We start from the raw sequence: 10,399 nt of genomic DNA on the forward strand, positions 1-10,399 counted from the left end.
CAGATGCTCAGGACTACGAGTTGCTGGCTGCCCCCACCATCGGGCACCCCTTGGGAACGGACAACGTGGGCCGCGACGTGCTCAGCCGGATCATCGTCGGAGCGCGAATCTCGATGGTCGTCGGCCTCAGCACGGTCATTTTGGCGGCCGTTATAGGCATCGTCCTCGGTGTGGCTGCCGGATACTACGGCGGCTGGATGGACATGATCGTCATGAGGCTGATCGACATCCTCTGGGCGTTCCCCAACTTCATCCTGGCCGTCATGCTTGTGGCGATCTTCGGACTCGGTCTGGCCAATGTAATAGTGGCCATCGCACTCGCATACATTGACGACTTTGCGCGCGTCATTCGCGGCATGGTGCTCATGCTCAAGGAAGAGGACTTCGGTCGGATAGCAGGCTCATGTTCAAGCACATCTTCCCCAATGCGATGCCGCCTGTGATCGTTCAGGCCAGCGTGTTTGTGGCTGCCGCGATTCTCGCCGAGGCAGGACTCACCTTCCTCGGGCTCGGCGTTTCACCTCTCACCCCGACCTGGGCTTCGATACTCAACGACGCGCGGCCATTCTTCACAAGCGCGTGGTGGCTCGCGACCTTCCCAGGACTCGTCATCATGCTGATCGTGCTCGCCGTCAACTTCGTCGGAGACGCCATCCGAGACATCAACGACGTCCGAGAGTACGGCCCCGGCGTGACCAACTGACCGGTAGTTTCCTCCCGAAAAACCCGACTACCAGACGGCCGTCATTCCGGCGGAGGCCGGAATCCAGGGGATGAGTGGGGCGCAACTAGCTTTTTGTGGCTCCAGTGGCAACCGTTATGATCTCCTTGGAATGATATTCCGATATCTCAAAAACCCCACCGCCATAACAGTCGCCGTAGCGCTTCTCTTCGTGGTTGCCCTCGCAATCGCAACCATCTACTTCACCACGGACACGGGCGACTCCGATGCACCTGGCTCCGGCAACCGCTGGCAGCCCGTCCAGTCCGGCGTCACCTCAACCCTGCTCGACGTGGACTTCGTCGACCCTGACCACGGCTGGGCAGTGGGCCAGGACGGGGCCATCATCGCCACCTCTGACGCTGGCGAGACATGGCAGGCCCAGCACTCCGGCTTCGAGCTGACCATGCGGAGCGTCGATTTCCTTGACACCCAGAATGGCTGGGCAGTCGGCCACCTCGGCCTGATCCTCCACACCACCGACGGCGGGGAGACCTGGGCGCAGGCGGGGCACGAGGTCGCTCTCGGGCTGGACCTGATTCAAGTCAGCTTCACCACCCCCGACTCCGGCTGGATCGTCACAGAACGAGGCGGCTTTACGCTCAGGACCACCGACGGCGGCGCGACCTGGAATCGGCAGTTCTTCGACAGCACCCAGGCCAAGTCCGATGCTCACATCCTGAACGACAGTCACTCCTGGGTCTCTCTCACGTCCGGGGGAGTCGTGTCCACCTCTGACTCGGGCGAGTCCTGGCAGCTGCACAAAGGCGTCAACCAGGTCGAGATAGGAACGTCAGGAATCTACTTCCTCGACGAGCGCATGGGCTGGATCGCCGGCTGGCGCGGCAAGGAGCGGGGGGTCTCGTCAGGCGTCCAGTTCGTCAAGTACCTCACCGACGGTATGGTCGCCCACACAACAGACGGAGGACAGACCTGGACTCGCGTCGACGCCGACACCGGCAAGTTCCTGTGGGACGTCGCCTTCATAGACGCCAGGGAGGGCTGGACCGTCGGCTCGTCCGGCCAGACCATGCACTCCACGGACGGAGGCCTGACCTGGTCTCAAGAACCATCAGCGACCGACTCCACGCTCAGGGCCATCACCTTCTCAGACCCCAACACCGCCTGGGCAGTCGGCGAAAACGGCACAATCCTCAAGCTAGCTCGTGAGTAGCCTGAGGCTATGTGCGCCGTCGAACCCTCTACTCCGCCCCCGACCTCAGTTCCTGGAGCTTCACGATCAGCTCGCGCTGCTCGTCGGTGAGCGACCTCGGCATCTGCGGCCTCACGGTGACATATAGGTCGCCCCTGGTGTCCGGCGACCCCAGCCTCGGCATTCCCTGGCCGCGCAGCCGGATGTTCTGACCGTTCTGGCTATTGGCAGGTATCCTGACCCATATCGTCCGGCCGTTCAGCGTCTGGATCTGGGCCTCTCCCCCGAGTATGCACTGCTCGAACGGGACGTCGACGTCGGTGTACAGGCTTGTGCCTTCGCGTCGGAACTGCCCGTTGGGCGAGACCGACACCCTGAACAGCATCTCAGTGCCCTGCTCGGGAGTAACCCGGACCGTGCTGCCGTTGTCGACGCCTGGGGGGATGCTCACCTCGAACCGCCGGTTCCTGCCTCGGACGGTATAGTTGGCATTGATCGTCGTACCCGCATACGCCTCTTCCAGCGACACGGTCACCGACGTCTCGGACCGGATCGTACCGGCGCCATGCCTGCTGCCCCGGAAGCGGCCCACGTCGCCGAGTATGTCTTCGAGTCCGGTAAATAGGTCGCTTTCAGACGACGGCCGCCCACGATACGCGCCGCCCCTGAAGCCGTATGCGCTGCTGGCGGCCCTGCGCTGCGCCTCGATCTCGTCGGCGTGCTTCCACTGGTCGCCGTGAACGTCGTACTTCCTGCGACTGTCAGGGTCGGACAGCACCTCGTACGCCTCGTTGACCTCTTTGAACTTCGCCTCGGCGTCCGAGTCGTCCTTGTTCAGGTCAGGATGGTACTTACGCGCCAGCCTCCTGAACGCCCGACGGATGTCATTCTGTTCCACGCCCCGGTCGACGCCGAGTACGCTGTAGTAGTCTGCCACTGTGACCTTTCAGCCAATACTATAATGTGCCCGAATTATAACATATGCTACCTAGTGCTAGAGTGTTATTGATATCATCTGTATCATATCCATTGATATATAAATGTACATTCCCTACAATCTGTATATCAACTGAGTGGCATCAGAGCCACAATCGAATCGTTAAGTAGCATACACGGAGGCAAGACAGTTTTGACGATGCAGAGATTTGACCCATTCGCCGAGATGCGCCGCATGGATTCCGCTTTCAACAGGCTCTGGAACCCTGGCGTACAGGCACAGGACTCCGCCGGAGCACGTTGGGACATCGCTATGGACGTCGTCCAGGACGGTGACGACCTGATCGTCCGCGCTTCGCTGCCGGGCGTCGACCCCGACGACATACAGGTCACCCTGGAGGACGGCCTGCTCACCATCGAGGGTGAGACCGGGTCCGAGACCCAGGAGCAGAAGGGCGACTACCTGTTGAGAGAGCGACGCTTCGGGCGCTTCCACAGAGCGCTCCGACTCCCCAACTCGGTCGACGCCGAGCAGGCCCAGCCCAGCTACGCCAACGGCGTGCTCACGATCACCGTCCCTAAGCAGGAGGCCAAGAAGGCCCGCAGGCTCGAGATCAAGACCGGCTGACCGACCTCATAGCACAGCGTAGCTAACCCACCAGAGGGCGGCACCCACAGCCGCCCTCTCTTCATTCCTGTCATATCCCCCTGACGCACTACCGGAATCTGGTCTCCATCCAACAGACCCCCTCTCCCTCAGGGCTGACGGGGGTAGGGAAACTGGCAATTCGTTCGTCCTGAGCTTGTCGAAGGATATCCCCATCCCCTGGATTGCCGAGCGGCGAGCCACTTCGTGGGTTCCGGTCTTAGTGCGCCCTCCCTCCAGGAATCCCCCCCTCCCCATGCCATCCCTCTATCCCCGTTGCTATAATACCGCCCGGAGGAACGAGCCAATTGCAGATCTACACCCGCTCAGGCGACGAAGGCGATACCGGCCTGCTATTCGGCGGACGCGTCTCCAAGTCCGACGTTCGCACCGAGGCGTACGGCTCGACCGACCACGCAGTCTCCGCCATCGGACTGTCCCGCGCTCTCGCCACTGAGGACAGGGTCAAGGACATCCTGCTCGAAGTCCAGCGTGAGATGTTCATGATCGGCGCAGAGCTCGCCACCGATCCCACTAACCGCCACCTTCTACTCGAGCACTTCCAGATCGTCGACGAGTCACACGTCACCAGGCTCGAAAAGCTCATCGACGAGATCGGCGAGGATGTTGAGCTCCCTCCGAACTTCATAATTCCCGGTGCGTCGACCGCGTCATCGGCACTCGACCTTGCCAGGACCCAGGTTCGCACCGCCGAGCGTCGCGTCGTCGACCTGAAGACCGCCGGACTCCTCCCGAACATACACCTGCTGGTCTACCTGAACCGGCTCTCCGACCTGCTGTTTATGCTGGCCCGCTACGAAGACCGGCACCTGCCGTTCGAAATCGTCACCGGCCAGCCCCCCGAGCCCTCCGACGAATGACTACCCGACCCACTACAGAAACCAACCAACAGACCCCCTCTCCCTCAGGGTGAGGGTGAAACCCTGCCTCCCTCAGACCTTGTTACTCGAAGAATGACCACCCAACCCACCATAGCCATAGTCGACTACGATGCAGGCAACCTGCGCAGCGTCCAGAAGGCGCTTGAGCGCTTCGACGCCAACGCAGAGATTACCTCGTCCATCGACAGCATTACGTCCGCGGACGCCATCGTCGTCCCCGGCCAGGGAGCATGCGACTCCTCCATGCGTCACATGCGACAGCGCGGGCTGATCGAACCCATCCGTGAGTACGTATCCAGCGGCAAGCCGTTCCTCGGCGTGTGCCTTGGACTTCAGCTACTGCTCGACGCATCGGACGAGGGCGACGAGCCCTGTCTCGGCGTGGTCGGAGGCAGGTGCCGGCGACTGCCGGGAGGCCAGAAGATCCCGCACATGGGATGGAACCAGGTGAGCTGGCGCAAGGAGCACCCCTTCTTCGAAGACGTGCCTGACGGCTCTCACTTCTACTTCGTCCACAGCTACTTCGCAGACCCTGAAGACTCCGACATCGTCGCCGGTACCACCGACTACGGAGTCGAGTTCTGCAGCGCGGTGGCATGGGACTCCGTAGCAGCCGTCCAATTCCACCCTGAGAAGAGCGGCAGCATCGGGTTGAAGATATACGACAACTTCGTGCGGTTCGTCCGCGAGTCCTGACGGGGGGTGGTGCTGATGGTGCATTCCAAATGCCATCTCTCCCCTAATGGGAGAGGGTTGGAGTGAGGGTGATGGACGTCATACCAGCCATAGACCTGATCGACGGCCGCTGTGTGCGCCTCTACCAGGGCGACTACTCTCAAGAGACCGTCTACTCGGACGACCCCGTCGAGGTCGCCCTTCGCTGGGAGCGACTCGGCGCAGGTCGCATCCACGTGATCGACCTGGACGGGGCCAAAGCAGGCTCTCCACAGAACCTGGATGTCATAAGCCGCATCGTCGACGCGGTGAGCCTTCCAATGCAGATGGGCGGGGGCGTCCGCACCATTGAGTCTGTCAAAGAGGTGCTGGACTCCGGTGTCGACCGAGTCATGCTCGGAACCGTGGCCGTCCGGGACCCCGAAGTGGTCACGACTGCCTGTGAGCAGTTCGGCTCCGACGCTGTACTGGTGGCCATAGACTCGCGTGACGGCAACGTCGAGGTCTCAGGCTGGACCGACGCCAGCGAGACGTCTGCTACCGACCTGCTCCGCCTGATGATGGACGTTGGCGTCCGCACGTTCCTGTGTACCGACATATCACGCGACGGCACCCTCAGCGGACCCAACTACGATCTCATGCGCAGCCTCGTGGCCATTGCGGGAGACGGCATAATCGCCGCTGGCGGCATCGCCTCGATAGACCACATAAGAAACCTCAACTACGTCGGCGTCGGCGGCGTGGTCATAGGACGCGCGCTGTACACCGGCAACATAGACCTCGCCGAGGCCGTCAACGCCATAGGTGGGACTGCGGGACACATATGCTGACCAAGCGAATCATTCCATGCCTCGACGTGGACGACGGGCGTGTCGTCAAGGGCATCAGCTTCATCGAGATACGTGACGCCGGCGACCCTGTGCAGCTCGCGACTTACTACGACGCCGAGGGCGCGGATGAGCTCGTGCTGCTGGACATCACCGCAAGCTCTGACTCCCGTGACATCATGCTGAACGTGGTGCGGGAGGTGGCGGAGCGACTGTTCATCCCGTTCACCGTTGGCGGCGGCATGAGGAGCGTCGCCGACGTGCGCCGGATGCTCGAAGCGGGCGCCGACAAGGTCTCGCTCAACACGGCGGCCGTAAACGAGCCGGGCCTGGTGGCCGAGGCATCGGACCACTTCGGCTCTCAGTGCATTGTCGTTGCCATCGACGCCACCGTGACAAAGCCAGGCGACGAGAGGGTCATCTGCGACGATCCAACCCTGGCCATCGACGATGACTCACGCTGGGAGGTCTACGTCAGGGGCGGCAGGACGCCCACCGGCATCGACGCGCTCAAGTGGGCTGTACGAGTCAACGAGCTCGGAGCAGGCGAGTTGCTGCTCACCAGCATGGACACCGACGGCCATCAGACCGGATACGACCTCGACATGCTCAGAGCCATCTCGTCAGCCGTGACGGTCCCCGTGATCGCCAGCGGAGGCGCGGGAACGCCGGACCACTTCATCGACGCGCTCGACTACGGCAAGGCCGACGCCGTGCTAGCCGCCAGCGTCTTCCACTTCGGCACCTACAGGGTGAATGACATCAAGCAGTACCTGCACAACCGCGACGTACCCATCCGCCCCATTGATTGACCTTCTGTCCACAGACAGGCGTGTGTAGGGGCAGGTTTAAAACCTGCCCCTACCATAAATTCCAATTAACAGGAGCCCCACCGGAGGAAAGAAAAATGCCGACAGTCCTGCTCGACGATAAGGGCTTGGCCCCCGCGATCTGCCAACACGCCGAGACCGGCGAGGTCATCATGCTGGGCTACATCAACCCCGGCGCGTTGAAGCGCACTCTGGAGGGTGGCGAGGTCTGGTTCTACTCTCGCAGCCGCGCCGACCTCTGGCACAAGGGCGAGGTGTCGGGCAACTATATGAGGATCAGGTCGGCGTCGGTCGACTGCGATGGCGACGTCATACTGCTCAAGGTTATCCCTGACGGACCGATCTGCCACACCGGCAACCCCACCTGCTTCTTCACGCCGTTCGACGACATGCCCGACTTCGAATCGCCTGAGAAGGGATCCGGCATCCTGGAGGAGCTGTACTCAGTGATCCAGGACCGCAGGGAGGAGATGCCCGAAGGCAGCTACACGACGAGCCTGTTCCAGGGTGGCTCCGATCGCATCGCCCAGAAGGTGATCGAAGAGGCCGGTGAGACAGCGCTGGCCGGTGCTAAGCAAGACGGCGACGCTGTGGCGTCAGAGATGGCCGACCTTCTCTACCACTGCCTCGTAATGATGTCCGCCTCAGGGGTCCGACCCGAGCAGGTCTGGTCAGAGCTGAGAGAGCGGCGGGGGTAGGGGCGGTTCGCGAACCGCCCCTACATCGCAACCTTCGGTCATGTGCCCCTTCTCCATTGATGAGCTGAGAGGGGTATGTAGGGGTACACGAACAGGCATCACTACCAGCTCGACGGGCCCCCTCTCCTTAAGGGCTTACAGGGGTATGTAAGGGTACACGGACAGGCATGAACACCAGCCAACGGCCCCCTCTCCCTGGGGGAGAGGGCTGGGGTGAGGGTGAAACCTAGCATCCAACCCAGCCTGGAAGACTAAGACACAGCCTCTCTGTCCGCCTCGAGCGCAGTCTCCATCGCAGCCACCGCCACCTCTATCTGGTCGTCGTCGGGCCAGCGGGTGGTGAGCTTTTGCAGCAGCAGGTTGGGTGTGCTGATCAGCCGTACCAGCGGGTTGTCCTCGTACCTTCCGCTCAGACGGATCACCTCGTAGGCGACTGCGGCTATCAGTGGAATGAACACGATCCGGGACGTTATCAGCCACCACAGCGGCTCCCTAGGCACGAACACGAACACCAGTATCGCCACCACCATGACCGTTAGCAGGAACGCCGTGCCGCATCGTGGGTGTGCCGGCGAGTACTTCCTGATCTCCTCGGCCACCAGCGGATCTCCGCGCTCCTGTGCGTGGACCGTCATGTGTTCCGCGCCGTGGTACATGAACACCCGCCTGATCTCGGGCATCCTTCCGATCACCCAGATGTAGGCGACGAACACGACCAGCCGGATCGCGCCCTCTGCGACGTTCGACAGTATGTCGTTGCCGAACATGCCCTCCAGCGGGCGGCTCGCGAACAGGGGCAGCAGGAAGAACAGCAGGATCGCGAACCCGAACGAGATCAGCAGCATGCTCGCCAGCGCGCCCTTGCTGAGCTCCTCGGACTCGACCTCTGAGTCCGGGTCGGCCTCGGGGTCTTCCAGGCTGACGCTGGACGAGTAGCTGAGCGCCCTCATCCCCAGGCTGAGCGTCTCGACCAGTGTGATCACTCCCCTGACCAGCGGCATGCGCCTGAGCGTGCCTGTGTAGAGCGTGCTGAGCGGTCTGAGGTGAGTCGCGATTGCGCCGTTCGGACGCCGCACGGCGACAGCCATGTGCGTCTGACCGCGGATCATCACCCCTTCCAGTACCGCCTGTCCGCCGTATGTGGGTCTGTTCTGCGTGGTCATGCGTTCACAAAAGAAAAGGGGTGAGACTTTTGGTCCCACCCCTTCGTCCTCTTCGGGTTGTTTGGGTACTACTGCTGGTCCTGGAGGTTGAACCTGCGCATGAGTCGCTCGACGCGACCCTCGGTGTCGACGATGCGCTGCTCACCGGTGAAGAACGGGTGGCAGTTCGAGCAGATCTCGATCCGCAGTTCAGGCTTGGTCGCCCCTGTCACGTAGCTGTGGCCGCAACTGCAGATGACCGTTGCCTCAGCGTAGTATTCCGGGTGTATTCCGGTCTTCATCTTTTCTACTCTCTCCCAAGCTGAACGATACGTAAACGTCTGTTCCCGGATCGCGTCCGGGACAGGTTCTGAGCTTGTCGAAGGACTCGGGGCCGGAGGACTAGACTCCCGCCGGGTAGACGCTGGCGACCTTGCGGCCCTGGCGCGCGAACTCGAACTTTACCGAGCCGTCGACCAGCGAGAACAGGGTGTGGTCCTTCCCGACGCCGACGTTGTTGCCGGGGTGGATCCGAGTGCCGCGCTGGCGGACTATTATCGTGCCCGCGCGCACCATCTCGTTGTCGTAGCGCTTGACGCCGAGACGCTTGGAATTGCTATCTCGACCGTTTCGGGTGCTTCCGCCGCCCTTCTTGTGTGCCATGCTAGACCTCCGTAGTTTGGGTAGGGGCTGGTTTACAACCTGCCTCTACTCGTCCGGATCCTCTTCGAATTCTGCTTCGGCGGCGTCATTCGCCAGGATGTCGGTCACGGTCAGGTCAGTGAAGTGCTGACGGTGTCCCTTCTTCCTGCGATAGCGCACCTTGGGCTTGTACTTGAAGACGACGATCTTCTTCCTCTTACCGCTGTCCGAAATCTCGGTGACGACGCGAGCGCCGTCCACGGTCGGGGTCCCGATCGTTACCTGCCCCTCCTGCGACAACATGCGGACATCGGTCAACTCGACCGTGTCGCCTATGTCGCCGGGTATCGACTCCACGCGGATGGTGTCTCCGGTGGATACCCTGTACTGTTTCCCGCCTGTGTGGACAATAGCGTAGTTAGCCAATATGCAAACCTCTTGGACAACAGCACTATTTTAGTAATGTGGCTAAACGTCAGTCAACTCGATTTTCGAGCATGGCACAGTGAAGAGGGTGCGAAGTCTATCCACGAAGGTCACGAATGGGCACGAAATGTCTGAACCGGGATTAGTCGGATTTCTGTGATTGCCCTGATTTGGCTACCCACGGATGACCCGTATGTACTCGTCATGGTCGCCGACCCAGAACCAAATGAAGTCGCCGCCGTCTCTGAGTGCCACCGCCCTGTGGGCAGCGCCCACTCGCGCAGACCAGTAGCGTCCGACGTTTCTGAACCTCAAGGACGGATGCCTGGGGTTCGACTTCAGCAGCTCGAAGTTCCGGTGGGCTATCCGTTGCACTGCGGGAGGCAGTTCCTCAAAACGCCGCCAGAAGTGAGGGTTTGTCCTGTGCAACTACAGGTCCTTCAGGTCGCCTCGTGCTTTGGCTTCCAATGCCTCAGCCGCCAGGGCATCCAGTTTGCCAGCCCTTACGTCCTCGTCAAACTCCTGCTCCCACTGTTCCCAGTCTTGGTCGAGCAGCCAGCGACGCAGCTCGGAATAGTCGGACTCGGACAGACCCAGTATGGCCTCCTGCAATTCCGGCACGGTTGTCATTGCCCACTCCTTCTGGGATTGCGCTGCCAAGTATGACAATTACCATATCAGGGCGTCGCTCAGCCTCTCAAGAATGCGGCCGAATTGACAGAATTGAGAGAGTCACTCGCGAAGCAGGGAGAGGGGACTCTATTTGTGTGGTCAGTAGTGGTAGTCGTTGGGGTCGAAGTC

The 10,399-nt window shown here is 61.4% G+C and carries 16 protein-coding genes; 9 read left to right on the forward strand and 7 right to left on the reverse strand.

Annotated elements, in window-relative coordinates:
- The 3 genes from J4G14_13590 to J4G14_13600 form a co-directional block, all read left to right on the forward strand.
- Nucleotides 1-443: ABC transporter permease (locus J4G14_13590; protein MCE2458822.1), on the forward strand; the 443-nt coding region annotated here is incomplete at its 5' end.
- Entirely contained in the window at nucleotides 404-703 is a 300-nt protein-coding gene (locus J4G14_13595) for an ABC transporter permease subunit (protein MCE2458823.1), read from the forward strand. The genes J4G14_13590 and J4G14_13595, both read left to right, overlap by 40 nt.
- Before the next feature lie 130 nt (nucleotides 704-833).
- On the forward strand, nucleotides 834-1,895 hold the full coding sequence (locus J4G14_13600) for a hypothetical protein (protein ID MCE2458824.1): 1,062 nt from the start codon (nucleotides 834-836) through the stop codon (nucleotides 1,893-1,895).
- Between the two features lie 28 nt (nucleotides 1,896-1,923).
- Here J4G14_13600 and J4G14_13605 read toward each other — a convergent pair whose 3' ends face one another.
- On the reverse strand, nucleotides 1,924-2,811 hold the full coding sequence (locus tag J4G14_13605) for a DnaJ domain-containing protein (protein MCE2458825.1): 888 nt from the start codon (nucleotides 2,809-2,811) through the stop codon (nucleotides 1,924-1,926).
- Nucleotides 2,812-3,003: 192 nt separating this feature from the next.
- On the opposite strand from J4G14_13605, the gene J4G14_13610 reads away from it, so the two are divergent.
- From J4G14_13610 to J4G14_13635, 6 genes are all read left to right on the forward strand, one after another.
- Nucleotides 3,004-3,438 carry an Hsp20/alpha crystallin family protein gene (locus tag J4G14_13610; GenBank protein MCE2458826.1) on the forward strand — a complete coding sequence of 145 codons (435 nt, stop codon included), beginning with the start codon at nucleotides 3,004-3,006 and terminating at the stop codon, nucleotides 3,436-3,438.
- Nucleotides 3,439-3,740: 302 nt separating this feature from the next.
- Complete coding sequence (locus tag J4G14_13615; GenBank protein ID MCE2458827.1) at nucleotides 3,741-4,337, forward strand: cob(I)yrinic acid a,c-diamide adenosyltransferase; 597 nt, start codon at nucleotides 3,741-3,743, stop codon at nucleotides 4,335-4,337.
- 93 nt (nucleotides 4,338-4,430) lie between these two features.
- Complete coding sequence (gene hisH / locus J4G14_13620) at nucleotides 4,431-5,054, forward strand: imidazole glycerol phosphate synthase subunit HisH (protein ID MCE2458828.1); 624 nt, start codon at nucleotides 4,431-4,433, stop codon at nucleotides 5,052-5,054.
- A 71-nt stretch (nucleotides 5,055-5,125) separates the two neighbouring features.
- Entirely contained in the window at nucleotides 5,126-5,863 is a 738-nt protein-coding gene (gene hisA, locus J4G14_13625; protein MCE2458829.1) for a 1-(5-phosphoribosyl)-5-[(5-phosphoribosylamino)methylideneamino]imidazole-4-carboxamide isomerase, read from the forward strand.
- On the forward strand, nucleotides 5,857-6,672 hold the full coding sequence (gene hisF, locus J4G14_13630) for an imidazole glycerol phosphate synthase subunit HisF (protein MCE2458830.1): 816 nt from the start codon (nucleotides 5,857-5,859) through the stop codon (nucleotides 6,670-6,672). The genes hisA and hisF overlap by 7 nt, the downstream gene beginning before the upstream one ends.
- A gap of 95 nt (nucleotides 6,673-6,767) precedes the next feature.
- A complete protein-coding gene (locus tag J4G14_13635; protein MCE2458831.1) occupies nucleotides 6,768-7,388 on the forward strand; it encodes a bifunctional phosphoribosyl-AMP cyclohydrolase/phosphoribosyl-ATP diphosphatase HisIE in 621 nt (206 codons plus the stop codon).
- 251 nt (nucleotides 7,389-7,639) lie between these two features.
- Here the strand turns inward: J4G14_13635 and J4G14_13640 are convergent, their stop codons facing one another.
- The 6 genes from J4G14_13640 to J4G14_13665 all read right to left on the reverse strand — a co-directional run bounded on the left by J4G14_13640 (nucleotide 7,640) and on the right by J4G14_13665 (nucleotide 10,228).
- Nucleotides 7,640-8,551, reverse strand: a complete 912-nt coding sequence (locus tag J4G14_13640; GenBank protein ID MCE2458832.1) for a DUF1385 domain-containing protein — start codon at nucleotides 8,549-8,551, stop codon at nucleotides 7,640-7,642.
- A gap of 68 nt (nucleotides 8,552-8,619) precedes the next feature.
- Nucleotides 8,620-8,832 carry a 50S ribosomal protein L31 gene (gene rpmE, locus J4G14_13645; GenBank protein MCE2458833.1) on the reverse strand — a complete coding sequence of 71 codons (213 nt, stop codon included), beginning with the start codon at nucleotides 8,830-8,832 and terminating at the stop codon, nucleotides 8,620-8,622.
- Between the two features lie 100 nt (nucleotides 8,833-8,932).
- The gene (rpmA, locus tag J4G14_13650) at nucleotides 8,933-9,193 is read right to left on the reverse strand and encodes a 50S ribosomal protein L27 (protein MCE2458834.1); all 261 of its coding nucleotides are present in this window, start codon (nucleotides 9,191-9,193) and stop codon (nucleotides 8,933-8,935) included.
- 45 nt (nucleotides 9,194-9,238) lie between these two features.
- Entirely contained in the window at nucleotides 9,239-9,598 is a 360-nt protein-coding gene (rplU, locus tag J4G14_13655; protein ID MCE2458835.1) for a 50S ribosomal protein L21, read from the reverse strand.
- A gap of 174 nt (nucleotides 9,599-9,772) precedes the next feature.
- Nucleotides 9,773-10,027 carry a hypothetical protein gene (locus J4G14_13660; GenBank protein MCE2458836.1) on the reverse strand — a complete coding sequence of 85 codons (255 nt, stop codon included), beginning with the start codon at nucleotides 10,025-10,027 and terminating at the stop codon, nucleotides 9,773-9,775.
- Nucleotides 10,028-10,228, reverse strand: a complete 201-nt coding sequence (locus tag J4G14_13665) for a hypothetical protein (protein MCE2458837.1) — start codon at nucleotides 10,226-10,228, stop codon at nucleotides 10,028-10,030.
- Nucleotides 10,229-10,399: the final 171 nt, after the last annotated feature.

Source organism: Dehalococcoidia bacterium (assembly GCA_021295915.1).
Lineage (GTDB): Bacteria > Chloroflexota > Dehalococcoidia > Lucifugimonadales > UBA1123 > VXRN01.

What these genes read in the sequence shown, in the direction of transcription:
- J4G14_13595 (MCE2458823.1), top strand. Translation starts at nt 404, where the DNA reads ATGTTCAAGCACATCTTCCCCAATGCGATGCCGCCTGTGATCGTTCAG.
- J4G14_13600 (MCE2458824.1), top strand. Translation starts at nt 834, where the DNA reads ATGATATTCCGATATCTCAAAAACCCCACCGCCATAACAGTCGCCGTA.
- hisH (MCE2458828.1), top strand. Translation starts at nt 4,431, where the DNA reads ATGACCACCCAACCCACCATAGCCATAGTCGACTACGATGCAGGCAAC.
- hisA (MCE2458829.1), top strand. Translation starts at nt 5,126, where the DNA reads ATGGACGTCATACCAGCCATAGACCTGATCGACGGCCGCTGTGTGCGC.
- hisF (MCE2458830.1), top strand. Translation starts at nt 5,857, where the DNA reads ATGCTGACCAAGCGAATCATTCCATGCCTCGACGTGGACGACGGGCGT.
- J4G14_13635 (MCE2458831.1), top strand. Translation starts at nt 6,768, where the DNA reads ATGCCGACAGTCCTGCTCGACGATAAGGGCTTGGCCCCCGCGATCTGC.
- J4G14_13640 (MCE2458832.1), bottom strand. Translation starts at nt 8,551, where the DNA reads ATGACCACGCAGAACAGACCCACATACGGCGGACAGGCGGTACTGGAA.
- rpmE (MCE2458833.1), bottom strand. Translation starts at nt 8,832, where the DNA reads ATGAAGACCGGAATACACCCGGAATACTACGCTGAGGCAACGGTCATC.
- rpmA (MCE2458834.1), bottom strand. Translation starts at nt 9,193, where the DNA reads ATGGCACACAAGAAGGGCGGCGGAAGCACCCGAAACGGTCGAGATAGC.
- J4G14_13665 (MCE2458837.1), bottom strand. Translation starts at nt 10,228, where the DNA reads ATGACAACCGTGCCGGAATTGCAGGAGGCCATACTGGGTCTGTCCGAG.